This window comes from Brucella pseudogrignonensis (assembly GCF_032190615.1).
Taxonomy (GTDB): Bacteria; Pseudomonadota; Alphaproteobacteria; order Rhizobiales; family Rhizobiaceae; genus Brucella; species Brucella pseudogrignonensis_B.
The window spans coordinates 427,786-447,333 of sequence record NZ_JAVLAT010000001.1 but is presented as its reverse complement, the minus strand read 5'-3'; the positions used below and the strand labels follow the sequence as shown (position 1 = coordinate 447,333).

Here is a 19,548-nt window from a genome sequence, read left to right as displayed (position 1 = left end):
AGGGGAAAAGTGGAGGCTTCTGTTGCCAGGTGCCTCCGAACCCCGCCTCAAGGTGCTAACCAGAAGGACTTAGGTTGGGTTTCCCGCACCGCGATTAAGCAGCGAGAGCGTAACCCTGAGCTTTGTTGTCATTTGCAACTACTCAATTGACCCGATAACGGTGGTATCATGCCGAGCAAAAGAGCGATCTTTACACCCTTGTCGATCCTATTTCGCCCCCGCCACAGCGCAACTCGCGTTGAATGCTTCTTGCGTTCTGGTGGAGGCGCCGGGTACCGCCCCCGGGTCCAATAGGTTTATTACATCGTCCGTTTATCACCATAGTCAGCTTGCGCTGACACGACGTATATAGGCGTCCTTCTCCACGATTGGAAGAGGGGAGTTGTGATTTAACAGGTTGTTGACGCTCGTTTGTCTTCGCTTTTTGCGTTCATTTTTCATTGACAGCAATCACAGGCTGGTCAATCCTGCCAAGACTAGCGGTGCATGCCGGATCGGGATTGTCATTGTCCGGCTGTAGCGGAGGTTTAACCGGGGCTAAAGCCAATCGAAGGAGAGTGAATCTATGAGTGACTATCTCGCGGATGTCCGTCGTTATGATGCCGCTGCTGATGAAGCCGTTGTCGAGAAGATCGTAAAGCATCTTGGCATTGCGCTGCGTAATCGCGATTCCTCTCTTGTCTCTGCAACCGATCCTGAAGAACTTAAGCGCGTCCGCGACAGCTGGGTTCATAAGAAGCTTGGCGTTGCAGATGAAGCAAAGGCCGTTGAAGTGGTCAATCATGTTGCAGAAGTTATGAAGGGCGATCGTAACAAGGGTCGCGTCACCTTCTATTATCTGGTTGCGAAGCAGCTTGGTAAGCTTGGCGACCTTTAATCGTCGTCCACAGTCCAGACAGAAAACCCCGGTGTTATAAGCCGGGGTTTTTCTTATATTGGGTTAAGACGAATCGGCCCGGAAAGTACCCCTATGCGCACCTATCTCGATCTTCTCCAGCATGTGCTCGACAATGGTTCAGACCGTGGTGACCGCACAGGGACAGGCACGCGTTCGGTTTTCGGTTATCAGATGCGTTATAACCTGGCCGAAGGGTTTCCGGTTCTCACCACCAAGAAGCTGCATTTGCGCTCAATCATTCATGAACTGCTGTGGTTCCTGAAAGGCGATACCAATATCGCCTATCTCAAGGAAAATGGCGTTTCGATCTGGGATGAATGGGCCGATGAGAATGGCGATCTCGGCCCGGTCTATGGTTATCAGTGGCGCTCATGGCCAGCGCCGGATGGTCGTCATATCGATCAGATTGCGAATCTTTTGAAGATGTTGCGCGAAAACCCTAACTCACGACGTTTGGTCGTTTCAGCATGGAATCCGGCGCTGGTCGATGAAATGGCTTTGCCACCGTGTCATTGTTTGTTTCAGTTTTATGTCTCGGATGGCAAGTTGTCTTGCCAGCTCTATCAGCGTTCGGCGGATATTTTTCTTGGCGTTCCGTTCAACATTGCGTCTTATGCGTTGCTGACCATGATGATTGCGCAGGTTGCAGGCCTTCAGCCGGGTGATTTTGTTCATACACTGGGTGATGCGCATATTTATTCCAATCATTTCGAGCAGGCGCGTCTGCAGCTTACCCGCACGCCGAAAGCTTTGCCGACCATGCGCATCAACCCGGATGTGAAAGATCTGTTTGCTTTCCGTTACGAGGACTTTGAGCTGGTGGGCTATGAAGCCGATCCGTCGATCAAAGCTCCGATTGCGGTGTAAGATATGATCAAAAGTAAAGCCGCTCTTTCGATTGTTGTTGCTGCATCCGAAAACAATGTCATTGGCCGCGAAAATGATATGCCGTGGAAGCTTTCGACCGATCTCAAGCGATTTAAAGCGCTGACACTCGGTAAGCCCGTCATTATGGGGCGGAAGACATGGGAATCCATCGGTCGCCCGTTGCCCGGCCGTCCCAATCTTGTTGTGACGCGCGATACAGCATTCAAAGCGGACGGAGCGACTATTGTCAGCTCGCTTGATGAAGCAATTGAACTGGGGCGCAAGCTTGCGTCTGAGCTTGGCGTGGATGAGGTTTGCATCATCGGTGGTGGCAAGATTTATGCGCAAGCATTGCCATTTGCTGATCAAGTGCATCTGACGCGCGTTCTCGCGTCGATTGATGGCGACACGTTTTTTCCGGAACTCGATTCGAAAATCTGGAAAGAAATCAGCTCCGAAGATGTGCCTGCGGGTGAGAAAGATAGTCATCCGACACGCTATATTCGGTACGACCGACACGTTATGTAAATTATAACGCAGGAAATTTGCCGCTTCACGTTGAAAGCGGCCCTCGCGATGCCTATAAAACGGTAACATTAGTTGATGACGGGAAATTGAACAGGATTTTCCGTCTCCCGGACGAGAGGTGAGGATGCCCTGGAGTAATCAGAATGGCGGCGGCGGTGGCCCATGGGGTGGCGGCGGCGACAACAATAATAATGGCGGCAATGGCGGTAACGGTGGCCCTTGGGGTCAAGGTCCGAAAGGTCCACGCAATGGCGGTCAGAACACGCCTCCTGATCTTGAGGACATTCTTCGCAAAGGACAGGATCGTCTGAAAAAAGTTTTCCCGGGTGGGAGTGGCGGTAAAGGCGGAAGCAATCGCGGCGTATTCTTTCTGATTGGTGCTGCATTGCTTGGTCTTTGGGTGTATCAGTCGGTTTATACCGTGCAGCCCGATGAGCTTGCTGTCGAACTCGTTTTTGGTAAACCAAAGGCAGAAGTTTCTGAGCCGGGTTTGCATTTCCTGTTCTGGCCGGTTGAGACTGTTGAAAAAGCGCAGATCGTTGAAAAACAGATCAATATTGGTGGTCAAGGCTCGCGCAACGCGACACAGGGCCTGATGCTGACCGGCGATCAGAACATCGTCAATGTTCAGTTTTCGGTTCTTTATCGCGTTGCCAATCCGCGCGACTATCTGTTTAACGTCGAAAGCCCTGATGCCATGGTGCAGCAGGTTTCCGAAAGTGCGATCCGTGAAATCGTTGGCCGCAGGCCGGCACAGGACGTTTTCCGTGACAACCGTGCAGCGATTGCACAGAGCGTTCGCGATATTATTCAGGCAACGCTTGATCGCTATAAATCCGGCATCCAGATCAACGCAGTTTCCATCGAGGATGCAGCACCACCACGTGAAGTGGCTGATGCATTTGATGAAGTGCAGCGTGCTGAACAGGACGAAGATCGCTTTGTAGAAGAGGCGAACCAATATTCGAACCAGAAGCTTGGTCAGGCACGTGGTCAGGCTGCACAGCTTCGCGAAGAGGCAGCAGCTTATAAGACCCGTGTTGTTCAGGAGGCGGAAGGTGAAGCACAGCGTTTCGGCTCTGTTCTTTCCGAATACCAGAAAGCACCGGAAGTGACACGCAACCGTCTCTTCCTCGAAACGATGGAAGACGTGCTTGCTGGAACCAAGAAGGTTATCGTGGAAGCCGGTAAGGATGTTGTCCCCTACCTTCCATTGAGTGAACTGATGCGCCAGCAACCGCGATCGGGTGCTGCTGATGCAACGACGAATAGCGGAGGTAACTAATCATGGCCAATAACAGGCTTCCGTTTATTTTCGGTCTTATCGCCGTCGTTGCTCTTGCAATCTATTCTTCTGTCTTCATCGTGAATGAACGCCAACAGGCAATCGTTCTGCGCTTTGGTCAGATCGTTGACGTGAAAACCGAACCGGGTATCTACTTCAAAATGCCATTCGGTTTCCTTGATGCCGATACAGTTCAGTTGATCGATGATCGTCTGCTACGTTTCGATCTTGACGATATCCGCGTTCAGGTTTCCGGTGGCAAATTCTATGACGTAGATGCGTTCCTTGTTTACCGCATCACCGATCCACGCAAGTTCCGCGAAACTGTTTCGGGTAGCACATTGCTTGCCGAACAGCGTCTGCGTACGCGTCTTGATGCTGCATTGCGTGGCGTTTACGGTCAGCGTGGCTTTGAAGCTGCTCTTTCCGAAGAGCGTGGCGATATGATGCGTGAAGTTGCCAATCAGCTTCGTGCTGACGCGACATCGCTCGGCATCACTATCGAAGACGTTCGTATCCGTCGTACGGATTTGACGGCTGAAGTCTCGCAGCAAACTTATGACCGCATGAAAGCAGAGCGCCTTGCTGAAGCAGAGCGTCTGCGCGCGCGTGGCCGTGAAGCTGCTCAGCGTATTCGCGCTATTGCTGACCGTCAGGTCGTTGAAACTATTGCTGAGGCGCAGAAGGACTCTGAAATCCTTCGCGGTGAAGGCGAAGCACAGCGCAGTGAAATCTTTGCAAGTTCAGCAACGAAAGATCCGGGCTTCTATGCCTTCTATCGTTCGATGGCCGCGTATCGCAAGGCACTGGAAACACCAGATACAACATTGGTCATTTCACCGGATTCGGAGTTCTTCAAGTTCTTCCGTGATGCTGGTGGAACACTTCCAACACCAAAGCAGTAAGAGAGATTATCGCATATGAGCGATTTTCTAGCCGCCGTAGGACTTCTCTTCGTATTCGAGGGGCTGCTCTACGGCGGCTTTCCTTTGATTGCCAAAAAGCTGGCGCGAGACGCATCTCATGCGCCTGAAAGCATATTGCGTATCGCCGGGCTGTGTGCACTAGCGATTGGCGTGTTTATTGTCTGGCTTGTCAGGGGATAAGCCCACTCATTCATTATATTTCTGCTCTCCACTCTATGCGGGGCCGTAAACAGGCCGTATTTTGCAGCGATCTAATCTTTTCGCTGTTTCATGCAGACAAAAACGGAGCGGAGCTTCATGGCAATTGCATCCAAGGCGGGATTTGGCCGCACCCTTTTAGCAACCGTCGCTCTTGGAGCGATGAGTTTTACAGGGACAGTTGCAATTGGCATATCTCCCTCTTTCGCTCAGCAAACAGCGCCGATCAGGCAGGGACCGGGGTCCGTTGCCGATTTGGCTGAAGGTTTGCTTGATGCAGTCGTGAATATTTCAACGTCGCAGACGGTTAAAGAAGACGGCGAAGAAGACAGCGGCGTGCCGATGCCACAAGTGCCGGAAGGTTCGCCGTTTCAGGAATTCTTCAACGATTTCTTCAATGAAAAAGATGGCAATAAGAAAGGCGATTCGCGAAAGGTGCAGTCGCTCGGTTCTGGTTTTGTGATTGATGCCGAAAAGGGCTTTATCGTCACCAATAACCACGTCATTGCTGATGCCGATGAGATCGAAGTCAATTTTGTCGATGGTTCCAAGCTCAAAGCGGAGCTTGTCGGTAAGGACACCAAGACAGATCTTGCCGTGCTGAAGGTTGATCCGACCAAGCATAAGCTCAATGCCGTTGAGTTCGGCAATTCCGATAAGGCGCGTATTGGTGACTGGGTGCTGGCAATCGGCAATCCGTTTGGTCTCGGCGGTACGGTGACTGCGGGTATTATTTCCGCACGTAAGCGCGATATTCAGTCTGGCCCTTATGACGATTTCATTCAGACCGATGCTGCGATTAATCGCGGTAATTCTGGCGGTCCGCTGTTCGACATGGATGGGAAGGTGATCGGCATCAATACAGCGATCTATTCACCGTCTGGTGGCTCGATTGGTATTGGTTTTGCGATCCCCGCAGAAATGGCCGTCGGCGTTATTGATCAGCTCAAAGAATTTGGTGAAGTGCGTCGTGGCTGGCTTGGTGTTCGTATTCAGCCTGTAACCGATGATATCGCGCAGAGTCTTGGCCTGAAAGATGCTAAGGGCGCGCTTATCGCCGGTCTCATAGAGAACTCGGGCGTAGATAATAAGGCGATCAAGGCGGGCGATGTTGTTATCCGCTATGACGGTAAACCTGTCGAACGTGCCCGTGATTTGCCGCGTCTTGTGGCCGAAAGCGCTGTGGGCGATGAGGTTGAGATTGTTGTCGTTCGCGATGGCAAGGAGCAGTCCGTCAGGGTGAAGCTCGGCCGTTTGATCGAAGACGATAAAAGCACAGATGAGGCAGTCGAAGATCAGGCTCCTCCGCCAGATATGGAAGAAGGTGAGGAAGGACAGGAACTTTCGGATGCCCCAAAGCCCGATGCCAAGAAAAAAGAGCAGAAAGAGCAGGCCGCCGCAACGGTGCTGGGCATGAAGCTATCGGAACTCAATGAAGATGTGCGCGGCGAATTCGGTATTGCAGAAGATGTCGAGGGCGTTGCAGTTCTTTATGTTGTGCCCGGTTCTGCTGCCGGAGAAAAGCGTATCGAAATGGGTGATGTGATTGTCGATATCGGACAGGTCACTGTGAAGTCACCGGTTGATGTGAAAAAGCGAATTGATGCGCTGCGCCGCGAAGGTCGGAAAAACGCGCTTTTGATGCTTGCGTCGCGCTCTGGAGAACTACGTTTCGTGACAGTGCGTATCGACTAAAAGCCATTTTTCTTAACAAAAAGGCGTCGCAATGCCTGCGACGCCTTTTAAAATGAATGCCTTTGCGTTTTGGAGCAGAAGCTTATTGCAGATTGACTGCTGTATTGTTTTCCTCTGCCGCCTTTTTCAACGCCTTCGCCTCTTTGTCTTTGTCATAGTGCCACTTAATGGCAAAAAACATTGCGATACCCAAAACAACGAGCTTGAACGTACCGGCGACTATAGGGAACCATTCCATTTTCTGAACATTTCCGTGTTGCTATCTTCTCGCAGGTCGTTAGCACAATTTTTGTGATGGGGTAGTTCATTTTTGTTTGATCGCTGTTTTCACAATAGGGCGCGTCTAAATCTCTGCGAACTTTACAATGTGGTTGAGCCGGGTTTCCGTTTGCTGTTCGGACTATCGGAGCGAACCGGCACCTGACGATATCTAGATAACCCTCATTCCACGAAATCCGATTTACGATAACCTTGAATATAAAGAAGAGCAGTGAGATCGCCATGGTCGATGCGCACTTTGGCCTGCGCTGCGACGGCTGGTTTTGCATGAAGGGCAACGCCCGTTCCTGCAAGCTGGATCATGCCAAGATCGTTGGCGCCGTCACCCACAGCGATTGCATCTTGTGGTGTGAGACCAAGACGCTCTGCTATCTCGACCAGCTTTTCGACCTTAGCCTCGCGGCCCAAGATCGGATCGGAAACGGTGCCGCTTAGATGCTTGCCGTCATGAAGGAGCGTGTTGGCGCGATCTTCATTGAAGCCAATCATTTCTGCAACGCGCTTTGTAAATGATGTGAAACCGCCGGATACGAGTGCTGTATAGGCGCCATGCTTGCGCATGGTGCGTACCAGTTCGACACCGCCTGGCATAAGCGAAATGCGGGTCGAGATAACTTTGTCGATAACCGAAAGCGGCAGGCCTTTGAGAAGTGCCACGCGTTTGCGTAGAGCTGGTTCGAACTCGATTTCGCCGTTCATAGCGCGGGCGGTAATTGCGGCAACATGTTCACGCAGACCAGCTTCTTCAGCCAGTTCATCAATGCATTCTTGCTGGATCATGGTGGAATCCATGTCGGCAATCAGAATTTTCTTGCGTCGGCTGTCCTGTTCCTGCACCACGACATCAATTGGTGCACCATCAAGAGCGGCTCGCAGAGCTTGCTCAGCCTCGTCTGAGGTGATGGTTGATGGAAGTGGTATATCGCAAGCAATGCCATCGGCCAGCCAGTAAAGTCCGGTTGCATTCACTGCCGCCGAGGCTTTAATCCCCAGCGAAGGAATAAGCTGTGCTTTGGCTGGATTGGCAATCAGTGTAGCAATAAGAGAAGCGGATCGGGACATGAGGAGCATTTCCTGCGATGAGTGAAGCGGCGAAGGATGCAATCCTGATAGCTGGCCCAACGGCCAGCGGCAAGTCGGCTCTTGCCCTTCATCTGGCAAAGAAGACCGGCGGCTTCATTGTAAACACCGATTCCATGCAGGTTTATGATGTGCTTGATCTTTTGAGTGCACGTCCGCAGCCCGATGAGTTGCGTGAAGCTGAACATTATCTTTATGGGCATGTTGCGCCATCTGTTTCCTATTCAACCGGCAAATGGTTTGCTGATGTGGAGGCGCTGCTCTCGCGCAGTGAACTCAAAGGTCGCGTCCCCATCTTTGTTGGCGGAACGGGGCTTTATTTCCGTGCTTTGCTTGGCGGGCTTTCGCAGATGCCTGAAGTGCCTGTCGATGTGCGTGAGTACTGGCGCAACAAAATGAGTGAGGAGGGCGCGGAAGCTCTTCATATCATGCTCGCGGAGCGAGATCCGGAAATTGCTATCACGTTACGGCCGACCGACAGTCAGCGTATTGTGCGTGCACTGGAAGTGTTTGAAGCAACTGGAAAGTCGTTGCTGCACTGGCAGAAAAATACAGGAACGGCACTGGTCGACGATGCGAGCGCGAACAAGATTATTTTGTTGCCAGATCGTCAATGGTTGGGCGAGCGGATTGCACAACGCTTCAATCTGATGTGGGATCATGGTGCACTTGAAGAGGTGCGTGCATTAATAGCGCTGGACCTTGATCCGGCATTGCCGGCTTTAAAAGCGATTGGCGTACGCGAGATTTCTGCATTTTTTTCCGGTGAGATGACGCGTGAAGAAGCCATCGAGCTTTCGGTTATTGCCACGCGCCAATATGCCAAACGACAATCAACATGGTTCAGAAATCAGCTCGATGATAGCTGGAAACGCTATATTTCGGGGCAAGATGCGCTGCTAAGGCAATAATCTTATCGAAGTTGCTCTTTTTATATAAGAAAATATCACGTTTTATGCATTTTCGCGTTGACGGCGCGATTTTCGCTGATTAGTCTCGCCGCCATGAACAGAACAGCTCTTATTCTTGTGGTACGTACGCGCATGGGCAGGATGGTGTAACCATCCGGCGAAAGCTCCCATGCGCGAAAGACAGGCTCCCTCGGGGGCCTTTTTTGTTATCTGAACATCAACGAAATTGAATATGTAAAGCAGACGGGAAGTGACGACGATGACGGCAGCAAAAAGCGAGGCGGCGACGATCTCCGCAGGGCAACGCGAAATGACCGGCGCGGAAATGGTGGTTCAGGCTATGATCGATCATGGCGTGGAGCATCTTTTCGGCTATCCGGGCGGTGCCGTGCTGCCGATCTACGACGAACTTTTCCAGCAGGATAAGGTTGAACATATTCTTGTTCGCCATGAGCAGGGCGCTGGCCATGCTGCTGAAGGCTATGCCCGTGCAACCGGCAAGGTTGGCGTTATGTTGGTTACGTCTGGTCCGGGTGCCACCAATGCGGTTACGCCTTTGCAGGACGCCTTGATGGACTCGATCCCTCTGGTTTGCATTTCCGGTCAGGTTCCAACATCGCTGATTGGTTCAGACGGTTTTCAGGAAGCTGATACCGTTGGCATTACGCGCCCTTGCACCAAGCACAACTGGCTGGTTCGTGATGTAAATGATCTGTCTCGCATTCTGCACGAAGCGTTCCATATTGCTTCAACGGGTCGTCCGGGTCCGGTTCTGGTTGATATTCCAAAGGATATTCAGTTTGCGACCGGCATTTATACGCCACCGCAGACATCGCCGCGTACCAGTTATCGCCCAACGATTGAAGGCGACAAGAATGCTATAGCACAGGCGGTTGAAATGCTGCTGACTGCGAAGAAGCCGATTATCTATTCAGGTGGTGGGGTTATCAATTCTGGTCCTGCAGCCACGAAATTGCTGCGTGAACTGGTTGAGATTAGCAACTTTCCGATCACATCAACACTGATGGGCCTGGGTGCCTATCCTGCATCGGGTAAGAACTGGCTTGGTATGCTGGGCATGCACGGGACATACGAAGCCAATATGACTATGCATGATTGCGATGTCATGCTGTGTGTTGGTGCACGTTTTGACGATCGCATCACCGGTCGCCTCAACGCGTTTGCTCCGCATTCGCGCAAGATTCACATCGACATTGATCCATCCTCGATCAACAAGAATGTCCGCGTTGATGTTCCGATCATTGGTGATGTAGCCCATGTTCTGGAAGATATCGTTCGTCAGTTCCGTGCGTCCTCTAAAAAGCCCGATGCAAACGCAATTGGCGCATGGTGGGATCAGATCGACCGCTGGCGTGCGCGTAAGTCATTGGCTTATACGCCAAACAAAGATGTCATCATGCCGCAATATGCATTGCAGCGTTTAAACGAACTGACGAAAGACCGTGATACCTATATCACGACCGAAGTTGGCCAACATCAGATGTGGGCAGCGCAATTTATGGATTTTGAAGCGCCAAATCGCTGGATGACATCGGGCGGTCTTGGCACCATGGGCTATGGTCTGCCTGCGGCCCTTGGTGTTCAAATTGCGCATCCAGATGCACTGGTAATCGATATTGCAGGTGACGCGTCGATCCAGATGTGTATTCAGGAGATGTCGGCAGCCATACAGTACAATGCGCCAATCAAGATTTTCATTCTGAACAATCAGTATATGGGTATGGTTCGTCAGTGGCAGCAGTTGCTGCATGGCAATCGCCTGTCGCATTCTTATACCGAAGCAATGCCTGATTTCGTGAAGCTTGCAGAAGCTTACGGTGCGCATGGCATTCGTTGTGACAAGCCAGCTATGCTTGATGATGCGATCATGGAAATGATTGAAATCAAAAAGCCGGTCATCTTCGATTGCCGTGTTGCCAATCTCGCCAACTGTTTCCCGATGATCCCGTCCGGCAAAGCGCATAATGAAATGCTGTTGCCAGATGAAGCGACTGACGAAGCTGTTGCCAATGCTATTGACGCCAAGGGCCGTTCCCTAGTCTGATCCGGAGTAAAGAACATGAACGCACAAAATCTAGCATCCGGCTCGGCATATTTCATTGCAGCGGATACCCAGACACCAGAAACGCATACGCTTTCGGTTCTCGTTGATAACGAACCGGGCGTTCTAGCACGCGTCATTGGCCTGTTTTCAGGTCGTGGCTACAATATTGAGAGCCTGACGGTTTCTGAAACCGAGCATGAGCAGCATTTGTCGCGCATTACGATTGTAACGCGCGGCACGCCTAATGTGCTTGATCAGATTCGCCATCAGCTGGAGCGTATTGTTCCGGTACATCGCGTGGTTGACATGACCTATCGCGCTGTTGAACTTGGCCATGAGCGTCCGATTGAGCGCGAACTGGCGCTGATCAAGGTTGCAGGCAAGGGCGAGGCGCGCGCCGAAACTCTGCGTCTGACCGATGCTTTCAATGCAAAGATTGTTGATGCAACGACCGAGCATTTCATCGTCGAGATTACCGGCAAGACAGCCAAGATTGATCAGTTCATTTCGCTCATGAAGCCACTTGGTCTTGTGGAGATTTGCCGCACTGGTGTGGCTGCAATGAACCGCGGCCCGCAAGGCCTCTAAGCTTATTCCGTATTGATACAAAATCCTTTGTAACCGGCACAATGTTTTGATTGTGCCGGTTTTTTATTGGGCTAACTTCTTCTCACCAAAAAGCTGCTGATTACTGAAAAGGTGAATGATGTTTCCGCTTCCGACCTATGATGATGTGGTATCTGCGGCTAGATTGATTGAAGGTCATGCGCATAGAACGCCAGTCTTCACGTCCTCGACCATTGACGCCCAAACAGGTGCACAGTTATTTTTCAAATGCGAGAACTTTCAGCGCATCGGTGCGTTCAAATTTCGTGGCGCTTACAATGCTTTGGCGCGCTTTACGGATGAACAGAAGAAGCGCGGCGTGCTTGCGTTTTCGTCTGGCAATCATGCGCAGGCGATTGCCCTCTCGGCAAAGCTTCTTGGTATCGGTGCAACGATTATCATGCCAGAAGACGCTCCGACTGCAAAACTCGACGCTACACGCGGCTACGGCGCAAAGGTCGTCACTTATAATCGCTATACCGAAGATCGTGATGCGCTTTCTAAGAAGCTTGAGGACGAGGGCGGTCTAACACTCATTCCGCCATTCAATCATCCTGATATTATTGCGGGGCAGGGCACCGCAACCAAGGAACTCATCGAAGAAGTTGGGCCATTGGATGCATTGTTTGTCTGCCTCGGCGGTGGTGGTCTGCTGGCAGGATCAGCTTTGGCTGCGAAAGCGCTTGCGCCATCATGCGATGTTTACGGTGTAGAACCAGAAGCTGGCAATGATGGCCAGCAGTCATTCCGCTCAGGCCAAATCGTACATATTAATGTACCAAAAACTTTGGCCGATGGCGCGCAGACACAGGCGCTCGGCGAAATGACTTTTGCGGTCATTCAGAAAACTGTCCGTGATGTTTTGGCTGTCAGCGATGATGAACTGGTGCAAGGTATGAAATTTTTTGCCAGTCGTATGAAGATGGTGGTTGAACCGACGGGTTGCCTTGGCTTCGCGGGAGCTTTGCAGATGGTGCCAGAACTAAAAGGCAAACGCATCGGCGTGATTGTCAGCGGTGGCAATGTTGATCTTGAGAGATTTGCAACACTGATCGGTAAGGCTATTTGATCACGGTTTGATCTTGTTTTTAAGTGCCGAATCCTGTCTGAACAGGGGATGCAGTTTTCACCAGAACAGGATCAGGCTTTAAAAGCCGTTGGGAAATGGCTGAAGGAAGGGCGCTCGCCTATCTTCAGACTGTTTGGTTATGCCGGAACGGGTAAAACCACACTTGCGCGCTATTTTGCCGAGCATGTGGATGGTGAAGTGCAGTTTGCAGCCTTTACCGGTAAAGCCGCGCAGGTTCTGCGCTCCAAGGGCGCGAACAATGCCCGCACGCTGCATTCGTTGATTTATCGTCCGCGTGGTGAAGAAGCCGTTGAAGACGAAACGACTGGCAAGACATCGATTGCTCCGACGTTTTCGCTAAACCGTCAAAGCCCAGTAGCCAAAGCAGCACTCATCGTTGTGGACGAATGTTCGATGGTCGATGAGCAGCTTGGCCGCGATCTGATGACCTTTGGCACGCCTATTCTCGTTCTGGGTGATCCAGGGCAGTTGCCGCCGATTTCGGGCGGTGGCTTTTTTACTGAACATGAGCCTGATTATCTGCTGACTGAAATTCATCGTCAGGCACGCGACAACCCGATTATTCGTATGGCGCTGGATGTCCGCGAAGGCCGCGAGCTCAGCTATTGCGATGAAGGTCGGGCAAAGATTATTTCCAAGTTTGAGGTCAATCAGGATCTGGTTCTTTCTGCCGATCAGGTGCTTGTGGGAACGAACCGCACACGCAAGCGCTATAACCAGCGATTGCGCGAGCTGAAAGGCTTTAGCGCTGAGTATCCGCAGGCAGGCGATAAGCTTGTGTGCCTGCGTAATGATCCGGCCAAGGGACTGCTGAACGGTTCGCTTTGGAAAGTCATGACGTCTTCCAAGGAGACTGTGAAGCCCGGCATTAATTTACTTGTTTCGCCAGAAGATGAAGATCGCGGTGTCGCCAAGATCAAGCTTCTCAAAGCGCAGTTTGAAGACCCGGATGCTGAAATTCCGTGGCAGACAAAGAAGCGCTTCGATGATTTCGATTATGGCTATGCCCTAACGGTGCATAAGGCGCAGGGTTCACAGTGGGATAATGTCGTGCTGTTTGACGAGAGCTATGCGTTCCGTGACACGCGTGAGCGCTGGCTTTACACAGCTATAACCCGCGCGGCAGAGCAGCTTACAATCGTCAAATAATCATTGATCAACGGGTTCGGCGTTTAGCCATTCCCATGCTTTTGGTTCGTCCTCGGATTCGAATGTCTTCATTTCAATAGAAAGAAATGGCTGCATTAGCGTGACGCTTGCCTGTATCCATAGTGGTCCACCGACAATTGCGTAGCGACGCAGGTGTTTGAGGGACTTAGCGCGCATCGACAACATGCTTTCTGAAAATGCAGAGCCCCAATCGACACCTTCATATCCGGTCAGACGAATGAGAAGATCAATTTCTTCGTGTCCTTCATAGGCTGCGTCGAGCAAGCCATAGAGATTTTCAAGGGCTGCATCATCGAGATGTCCTTCGATTGCAAAGGCAAACACATCTTCACGATTGGTTGGAATGCGACGGATGACCGGAATGTCTTCATTGCGCATAAGAACCTCCATTTGTAGAGCAGTGCTTTTTGTAAACGTCATGTCTTTTTGTGACCTTAACGTTTTTGATGGGGCAAAAGTTGCGTTCAGACGGGTAAAATTTGAGTAATGTATTTCTTGACGATTCATTGTGGGGTGCGACGGGAAAGCACTGACATTTTTTACTATCGCGGGATATAAAGCCATATCCTTATTTGTGGGAGCGATGCCCTATGCCTGCCAAATTGTCTGTCAATCTCAATGCTATAGCCATGTTACGCAATCGCCGTGACTTGCCATGGCCAAGCGTTACAGGCCTTGGGCGAGCAGCGCTTGCAGCAGGTGCCGCCGGTCTGACGGTACACCCACGTCCCGATCAGCGCCATATTCGGTTCTCCGATCTGGGTGATATTCGCGCGCTCATTGATGACGAGTATCCGCAGGCTGAGTTCAACATTGAAGGTTTTCCAACAGAGGCATTTCTTGATCTGGTTGATAAACATCAGCCCGAACAAGTGACGCTGGTTCCCGATGATCCGATGCAGGCGACGTCTGATCACGGTTGGGACTTTGAAACCAAATCTGATTTCCTGGCTCCGATTGTTCAGCGTCTTAAGGCAAACGGCATGCGTGTTTCGCTGTTTGCTGACCCTGATCCGCTTGGCTATGATAAGGCTAAAGCGATTGGTGCTGACCGTATCGAGCTTTACACTGGTCCTTATGGCGCGACCTATGATGATCCCTCGGCTGCAACGCGGGAGCTTGTCCGTATCGGTAAGGCAGCTGATGCTGCAACCAAACTTGGACTTGCAATCAATGCCGGGCACGATTTGACAGTTGAAAATCTGCCTGCGCTGGTCAAACGTGTACCGCAGTTAAGCGAAGTTTCTATCGGTCATGGCCTGACGGCAGATGCTTTGATGTATGGTATGCCGGTTACGGTCAGTCGCTATATTGCAGCGCTGGCGGGATAGGTGGTGCGTAAAACGCATGGCTGCTAAACAAGCCGTGCGAAATCTGCATTTGTGCGCGGACGTAACAAGTTATAGACCGCGCGCCTGATGTTGATGTGCTGGGGGCATGCAGGATCAATTAAGGGAAGCATAAATGAAGTTTTCCGCAGTCCAAGATTTGCACCCCGGCGATTGCTTAAGTTATCCGAAGTTTGTTTTCGTCGAACTGTTGAGTTGTTAGCGGACTGAACGAGGAACTTTTACTTCTGGCCAGAGTTTTTTCTGACGAAGATTTTCCTCTTTTTCTTTTTTCCTGCAGGTTTACAAATTACGGCCTTGTGAGGTGTCTGCATATGAGCAGCGAGAATACCGATAAGAACCAGCCAGTTGCCGATGAAGCACAGGCCGGATCTCAAAACACGCTGCCTGTTGGCGTTATTCCTGAAAACGGTACAGTTTCCGAAGAGAACGATCATTCGCACGACAGCATGAAAATGCTCGTGCTTGGGGCATTGGGCGTTGTTTACGGTGATATTGGAACCAGCCCGATTTATGCGTTCCGCGAAGCATTGCACGCCGCGACATCGGACGGTTTTCTGTCACGAAGTGATATTCTTGGCGTCGTTTCCTTGATTTTCTGGGCGCTTCTGCTCGTTGTAACCATCAAATATGTGCTCTTCGTGCTGCGCGCCGACAATAATGGCGAAGGCGGTATTCTCTCTCTGATGGCTTTGGTACGGGCTGCCTTGAAAGGGCGGCCTGATGTCATTTTGGCAGCCGGCATCTGTGGTGCAGCGCTGTTTTTTGGCGATGCGGTGATTACACCTGCGATTTCTGTGCTGTCAGCTGTGGAGGGTGTGCAGATCGTTGCGCCCCACATGACGCCCTTTGTTGTGCCGATTACGGTGGTGATCCTTGTCGTTCTGTTTTCGATTCAGAAATATGGAACGGGCAAGGTCGCGATTGTTTTTGGGCCGATTATGGCCGTGTGGTTCTTGGCGCTTGGCGCTTCGGGGCTTTGGCATATCTTTGATGACCCGACCGTTATGGCGGCCCTCAATCCTTACTATGCTTTACGGTTTCTAGTGGTTAGTCCCGGCGTTGCCTTCATCACGGTTGGTGCAGTTTTTCTTGCGATGACGGGCGCTGAGGCGCTTTACGCTGATCTTGGCCATTTTGGACGCAAACCCATTGTTCGTGCATGGCTTTGGATCGTGTTTCCATGCCTGTTGCTTAACTATTTCGGGCAGGCGGCATTCGTGCTTTCGCATGGCGAAGCAGCGGCTCTGCCATTCTTCGAGATGATGCCGGAATTCGCGCTTTGGCCGATGGTGTTGCTTGCAACTGCTGCAACAGTGATTGCAAGTCAGGCGGTTATCAGTGGTGCGTTTTCAGTGGCACGTCAGGCCGTGCAGCTCAATATTCTGCCGCGCTTAGAAATTCAGCACACATCGGAAAAGCTGCATGGGCAGATTTATATTCCGCGCGTCAATCTTCTGCTTGGTCTGACTGTCATCATACTGGTGCTTGGCTTCGAGAAGTCGAACAATCTGGCTTCCGCGTACGGTATTGCTGTGACGGGCAATATGCTGGTCACGACCGGGCTCCTTTATTTCGTCATGACGCGTATCTGGAACTGGCGCGTCAGCCGCGCACTACCAATTATTGTCGGCTTCCTAATTGTTGACCTTCTGTTTTTCAGTGCCAACATCATTAAGGTGCATGATGGCGGGTGGGCATCTATCCTGTTTGCTGCCATTCTTGTGATCATTATGTGGACATGGGTACGTGGCACGCGCCACTTGTTCCAGAAAACACGCAAGGCCGAAGTGCCGCTTGATCTGATTGTCGAGCAGATGAACAAGCGTCCGCCTACGATTGTGCCCGGCACAGCTGTGTTCCTGACCGGCGATCCCAAGAGTGCTCCTACTGCGCTGATGCACAGTCTCAAGCACTACAAAGTCCTGCATCATAACAATGTGATTTTGACTGTAGTTACGGCATCTAAGCCCTGGGTTTCGAGTGCTGACCGTGTGCGTGTTTCGCAATATAATGAGCGTTTCATGCAGGTGACGTTGACGTTTGGCTATATGCAGCAGCCCAATATCCCGCGAGCCTTGGGGCTTTGCCGCAGGCTTGGCTGGAAGTTTGATATTATGACGACGTCATTCTTCCTGTCGCGTCGCTGGCTGAAAGCATCGGCGCATTCAGGCATGCCGCTCTGGCAGGATAAGCTGTTTATCCTGCTTGCGCGCACGGCATCCGATGCGACGGAATATTTCCAGATTCCAACAGGTCGTGTTGTGGAAATTGGAACGCAGGTGAATATCTGATATTGCAGTTATGAAATCTCTCAGGGCGTCTTCTCAGGAATTGATTCCAGAAGGCGCCCTTTCTTTTTGAATTTGCTGGCTTCTTTTTATTGCCGGACACAGTGTTCGGATCACAATTCTAAAATCTGCATTCGCTTTGAAAAATCCTGCTTGACGGTGACCATATCACAAACTAATAAACGGAACCGTACCGTACGGTACAAGTTGGAGGGATCAACCGGTGACTGATAAAAGCGAAGAATTGCAGGCTCAGAAACAGCCGTCTTTCTCGCCGCGTCAGAACGAAGTTCTGGAGCAGGCGTTGCGCCTTCTTGTTGAAGGCGGAGATCGCGCTTTGACAACGGCAAGCATTGCGCGCGCTGCCAATTGCTCCAAGGAAAGCCTCTATAAATGGTTTGGTGATCGCGATGGTTTGCTGACTGCGATGGTCCGTTGGCAGGCATCGAAGGTTCGCGTTGTTCCTGTGGCGCGCGAGAAGCTGGATGCTGAATCGCTTTTCTCCAGCCTTGAACATTTTGCTCGTGACTGGTTGCTGGTTTTGTCGGGGCGCACATCCGTTGCGCTGAACCGTCTGGCCGTCAGTCACTCTGCCTCTGGTAAGTCGGCATTGGGTGACATCGTTCTCTCAAATGGTCCGGTTGCCATGGCCAAGCGTCTTAAGCCGATCCTTGAAATGGGACAGGAAGCAAAGCTTCTGGCTTTTGACGATATTGATGAAGCTTTTCGCGCGTTTTTCGGGCTTGTCGTCCGGGATATGCAGATCCGGTTGCTGCTTGGCGACCGGCAGGAACTAACTGACGCGGAGGTTATCCGGGACGCCCGGCGCGCCACCAAGCAGTTTTTCGCTCTTTATGGAGCTTAATCTTCTGCGGATAAGAGGAAGCCGCAGAGCAATTTGAATGAAGGGAATATCGAAATGCGCGTTTATTACGATCGCGATGCAGACGTCAACCTGATCAAGTCGAAGAAGGTTGTGATTGTCGGTTACGGTAGCCAGGGTCGCGCTCATGCGCTGAACCTCAAGGATTCCGGCGCTGCCAATGTGCGCATCGCTCTTCGTGAAGGTTCGGCAACTGCAAAGAAGGCAGAAGCTGATGGCTTCGAAGTGATGAATGTTGCTGACGCTGCCAAGTGGGCCGACCTGCTGATGATGGCAACCCCTGATGAACTTCAGGCTGACATCTACAAGGATCACATTCAGGACAACATCCGTGACGGCGCAGCAATTGCTTTTGCGCACGGCCTCAATGTTCATTTTGGCCTTATTGAGCCAAAGAAGACCGTTGACGTTGTCATGATCGCACCAAAGGGCCCAGGCCACACCGTTCGCGGCGAATACCAGAAGGGCGGCGGCGTTCCTTGCCTTATCGCTATCCATCAGGATGCTTCGGGCAACGCACATGACCTCGCTCTGTCCTACGCTTCGGGCGTTGGCGGCGGCCGTTCGGGCGTCATCGAAACCACCTTTAAGGAAGAGTGCGAAACCGATCTGTTCGGTGAGCAGGCTGTTCTTTGCGGCGGCGTTGTTGAACTCATCCGTACAGGTTTTGAAGTTCTGGTCGAAGCTGGTTACGCACCAGAAATGGCTTACTTCGAGTGCTTGCACGAAATGAAGCTCATCGTAGACCTCATCTACGAAGGCGGCATTGCCAACATGAACTACTCGATCTCCAACACTGCTGAGTGGGGCGAATACGTCACTGGTCCACGCATCATCACGGCAGAAACCAAGGAAGAAATGAAGCGCGTTCTGAAAGACATTCAGACCGGTAAGTTCACTTCCGATTGGATGCAGGAATACCGTGCAGGTGCAGCGCGCTTCAAGGGTATCCGTCGCAACAACGACAGCCACCAGATCGAAGAAGTTGGCGAAAAGCTCCGCGGCATGATGCCATGGATCGCAGCGAACAAGCTCGTCGACAAGGCACGCAACTAAAAATCTGAGATATTCAGGCTTTCGCTGTCTGAAAATGGCATTTTGTTTCACTTCCGGTGCTGACGTACTTTATGTACGCTCCGCTCCGGTTCTCACAAAAAACCATTTTCGCCAAGCGAAAGACCTGAATCTCATCAGATTTTGCAGTGCTCTACGATCAGAGAAAAAGAGGGGCGTTTCTTACGCCCCTTTCATGCATAGGGCTTTAGTCGTGTGAAACGTAGCGCACGAAAAGATCGTCTGATGCTTTCGGAATTTATGTTTTGTGCGTTGTTCAGCCAAAACAATTCAGAATATCTTTATTCCGTCTGAGCATGGAAGAAAGTGTTCTCGTTAGCACGAAATTGCGCTATCGCTAGAACTTTATCTGG

At 51.3% G+C, this 19,548-nt stretch carries 19 protein-coding genes and 1 other RNA gene; 16 read left to right on the top strand and 4 right to left on the bottom strand.

Going from position 1 to position 19,548, the window contains the following annotated elements:
- Nucleotides 1-8: 8 nt before the first annotated feature.
- Nucleotides 9-378: a transfer-messenger RNA gene (gene ssrA / locus RI570_RS02225) on the bottom strand.
- Nucleotides 379-565: 187 nt separating this feature from the next.
- Here ssrA and RI570_RS02220 point away from each other — a divergent pair.
- The 7 genes from RI570_RS02220 (at nt 566) to RI570_RS02190 (ending at nt 6,397) form a co-directional block, all read left to right on the top strand.
- The gene (locus RI570_RS02220) at nt 566-877 is read left to right on the top strand and encodes a DUF2853 family protein (protein ID WP_250038882.1); all 312 of its coding nucleotides are present in this window, start codon (nt 566-568) and stop codon (nt 875-877) included.
- A 93-nt stretch (nt 878-970) separates the two neighbouring features.
- Nucleotides 971-1,765, top strand: coding sequence for a thymidylate synthase (locus RI570_RS02215; RefSeq protein WP_313826734.1), 795 nt, complete (start codon nt 971-973; stop codon nt 1,763-1,765).
- A gap of 3 nt (nt 1,766-1,768) precedes the next feature.
- Complete coding sequence (locus RI570_RS02210) at nt 1,769-2,293, top strand: dihydrofolate reductase (protein ID WP_313826733.1); 525 nt, start codon at nt 1,769-1,771, stop codon at nt 2,291-2,293.
- Nucleotides 2,294-2,417: 124 nt separating this feature from the next.
- The gene (gene hflK / locus RI570_RS02205; RefSeq protein WP_313826732.1) at nt 2,418-3,578 is read left to right on the top strand and encodes an FtsH protease activity modulator HflK; all 1,161 of its coding nucleotides are present in this window, start codon (nt 2,418-2,420) and stop codon (nt 3,576-3,578) included.
- Nucleotides 3,579-3,580: 2 nt separating this feature from the next.
- On the top strand, nt 3,581-4,483 hold the full coding sequence (locus RI570_RS02200) for a protease modulator HflC (protein ID WP_313826731.1): 903 nt from the start codon (nt 3,581-3,583) through the stop codon (nt 4,481-4,483).
- A 15-nt stretch (nt 4,484-4,498) separates the two neighbouring features.
- On the top strand, nt 4,499-4,684 hold the full coding sequence (locus RI570_RS02195; protein ID WP_313826730.1) for a DUF2065 family protein: 186 nt from the start codon (nt 4,499-4,501) through the stop codon (nt 4,682-4,684).
- Nucleotides 4,685-4,801: 117 nt separating this feature from the next.
- Nucleotides 4,802-6,397 (top strand): Do family serine endopeptidase, encoded by a 1,596-nt coding sequence (locus RI570_RS02190; RefSeq protein ID WP_313826729.1) that lies wholly within the window; start codon nt 4,802-4,804, stop codon nt 6,395-6,397.
- Between the two features lie 82 nt (nt 6,398-6,479).
- Here RI570_RS02190 and RI570_RS02185 read toward each other — a convergent pair whose 3' ends face one another.
- Nucleotides 6,480-6,635 carry a hypothetical protein gene (locus tag RI570_RS02185; protein WP_313826728.1) on the bottom strand — a complete coding sequence of 52 codons (156 nt, stop codon included), beginning with the start codon at nt 6,633-6,635 and terminating at the stop codon, nt 6,480-6,482.
- 203 nt (nt 6,636-6,838) lie between these two features.
- A complete protein-coding gene (serB, locus tag RI570_RS02180; protein ID WP_313826727.1) occupies nt 6,839-7,738 on the bottom strand; it encodes a phosphoserine phosphatase SerB in 900 nt (299 codons plus the stop codon).
- Between the two features lie 17 nt (nt 7,739-7,755).
- Here serB and miaA point away from each other — a divergent pair, with 17 nt between their 5' ends.
- The 5 genes from miaA to RI570_RS02155 all read left to right on the top strand — a co-directional run bounded on the left by miaA (nt 7,756) and on the right by RI570_RS02155 (nt 13,577).
- A complete protein-coding gene (miaA, locus tag RI570_RS02175; RefSeq protein ID WP_313826726.1) occupies nt 7,756-8,667 on the top strand; it encodes a tRNA (adenosine(37)-N6)-dimethylallyltransferase MiaA in 912 nt (303 codons plus the stop codon).
- Between the two features lie 259 nt (nt 8,668-8,926).
- Complete coding sequence (locus RI570_RS02170) at nt 8,927-10,732, top strand: acetolactate synthase 3 large subunit (protein ID WP_313828520.1); 1,806 nt, start codon at nt 8,927-8,929, stop codon at nt 10,730-10,732.
- 15 nt (nt 10,733-10,747) lie between these two features.
- Nucleotides 10,748-11,320 (top strand): acetolactate synthase small subunit, encoded by a 573-nt coding sequence (gene ilvN / locus RI570_RS02165; protein ID WP_265985384.1) that lies wholly within the window; start codon nt 10,748-10,750, stop codon nt 11,318-11,320.
- Nucleotides 11,321-11,438: 118 nt separating this feature from the next.
- Nucleotides 11,439-12,407, top strand: coding sequence for a threo-3-hydroxy-L-aspartate ammonia-lyase (locus RI570_RS02160; protein WP_313828518.1), 969 nt, complete (start codon nt 11,439-11,441; stop codon nt 12,405-12,407).
- Between the two features lie 48 nt (nt 12,408-12,455).
- Entirely contained in the window at nt 12,456-13,577 is a 1,122-nt protein-coding gene (locus RI570_RS02155; RefSeq protein ID WP_313826725.1) for an ATP-dependent RecD-like DNA helicase, read from the top strand.
- Here the strand turns inward: RI570_RS02155 and RI570_RS02150 are convergent, their stop codons facing one another.
- Nucleotides 13,578-13,976 (bottom strand): STAS/SEC14 domain-containing protein, encoded by a 399-nt coding sequence (locus tag RI570_RS02150; RefSeq protein WP_313826724.1) that lies wholly within the window; start codon nt 13,974-13,976, stop codon nt 13,578-13,580.
- Between the two features lie 212 nt (nt 13,977-14,188).
- Between RI570_RS02150 and RI570_RS02145 the strand changes: the two genes are divergently transcribed.
- From RI570_RS02145 to ilvC, 4 genes are all read left to right on the top strand, one after another.
- A complete protein-coding gene (locus tag RI570_RS02145; protein ID WP_313826723.1) occupies nt 14,189-14,929 on the top strand; it encodes a pyridoxine 5'-phosphate synthase in 741 nt (246 codons plus the stop codon).
- A gap of 467 nt (nt 14,930-15,396) precedes the next feature.
- On the top strand, nt 15,397-17,241 hold the full coding sequence (locus tag RI570_RS02140; protein ID WP_313828517.1) for a potassium transporter Kup: 1,845 nt from the start codon (nt 15,397-15,399) through the stop codon (nt 17,239-17,241).
- Between the two features lie 220 nt (nt 17,242-17,461).
- Complete coding sequence (locus tag RI570_RS02135) at nt 17,462-18,103, top strand: TetR/AcrR family transcriptional regulator (protein WP_313826722.1); 642 nt, start codon at nt 17,462-17,464, stop codon at nt 18,101-18,103.
- A gap of 54 nt (nt 18,104-18,157) precedes the next feature.
- Nucleotides 18,158-19,177: a ketol-acid reductoisomerase gene (ilvC, locus tag RI570_RS02130; protein ID WP_265985376.1), complete on the top strand. Its 1,020-nt coding sequence runs from the start codon at nt 18,158-18,160 to the stop codon at nt 19,175-19,177.
- Nucleotides 19,178-19,548: the final 371 nt, after the last annotated feature.

What these genes read in the sequence shown, in the direction of transcription:
- RI570_RS02220 (WP_250038882.1), top strand. Translation starts at nt 566, where the DNA reads ATGAGTGACTATCTCGCGGATGTCCGTCGTTATGATGCCGCTGCTGAT.
- RI570_RS02215 (WP_313826734.1), top strand. Translation starts at nt 971, where the DNA reads ATGCGCACCTATCTCGATCTTCTCCAGCATGTGCTCGACAATGGTTCA.
- RI570_RS02210 (WP_313826733.1), top strand. Translation starts at nt 1,769, where the DNA reads ATGATCAAAAGTAAAGCCGCTCTTTCGATTGTTGTTGCTGCATCCGAA.
- hflK (WP_313826732.1), top strand. Translation starts at nt 2,418, where the DNA reads ATGCCCTGGAGTAATCAGAATGGCGGCGGCGGTGGCCCATGGGGTGGC.
- RI570_RS02200 (WP_313826731.1), top strand. Translation starts at nt 3,581, where the DNA reads ATGGCCAATAACAGGCTTCCGTTTATTTTCGGTCTTATCGCCGTCGTT.
- RI570_RS02195 (WP_313826730.1), top strand. Translation starts at nt 4,499, where the DNA reads ATGAGCGATTTTCTAGCCGCCGTAGGACTTCTCTTCGTATTCGAGGGG.
- RI570_RS02190 (WP_313826729.1), top strand. Translation starts at nt 4,802, where the DNA reads ATGGCAATTGCATCCAAGGCGGGATTTGGCCGCACCCTTTTAGCAACC.
- RI570_RS02185 (WP_313826728.1), bottom strand. Translation starts at nt 6,635, where the DNA reads ATGGAATGGTTCCCTATAGTCGCCGGTACGTTCAAGCTCGTTGTTTTG.
- serB (WP_313826727.1), bottom strand. Translation starts at nt 7,738, where the DNA reads ATGTCCCGATCCGCTTCTCTTATTGCTACACTGATTGCCAATCCAGCC.
- miaA (WP_313826726.1), top strand. Translation starts at nt 7,756, where the DNA reads ATGAGTGAAGCGGCGAAGGATGCAATCCTGATAGCTGGCCCAACGGCC.
- RI570_RS02170 (WP_313828520.1), top strand. Translation starts at nt 8,927, where the DNA reads ATGACGGCAGCAAAAAGCGAGGCGGCGACGATCTCCGCAGGGCAACGC.
- ilvN (WP_265985384.1), top strand. Translation starts at nt 10,748, where the DNA reads ATGAACGCACAAAATCTAGCATCCGGCTCGGCATATTTCATTGCAGCG.
- RI570_RS02160 (WP_313828518.1), top strand. Translation starts at nt 11,439, where the DNA reads ATGTTTCCGCTTCCGACCTATGATGATGTGGTATCTGCGGCTAGATTG.
- RI570_RS02155 (WP_313826725.1), top strand. Translation starts at nt 12,456, where the DNA reads ATGCAGTTTTCACCAGAACAGGATCAGGCTTTAAAAGCCGTTGGGAAA.
- RI570_RS02150 (WP_313826724.1), bottom strand. Translation starts at nt 13,976, where the DNA reads ATGCGCAATGAAGACATTCCGGTCATCCGTCGCATTCCAACCAATCGT.
- RI570_RS02145 (WP_313826723.1), top strand. Translation starts at nt 14,189, where the DNA reads ATGCCTGCCAAATTGTCTGTCAATCTCAATGCTATAGCCATGTTACGC.
- RI570_RS02140 (WP_313828517.1), top strand. Translation starts at nt 15,397, where the DNA reads ATGAAAATGCTCGTGCTTGGGGCATTGGGCGTTGTTTACGGTGATATT.
- ilvC (WP_265985376.1), top strand. Translation starts at nt 18,158, where the DNA reads ATGCGCGTTTATTACGATCGCGATGCAGACGTCAACCTGATCAAGTCG.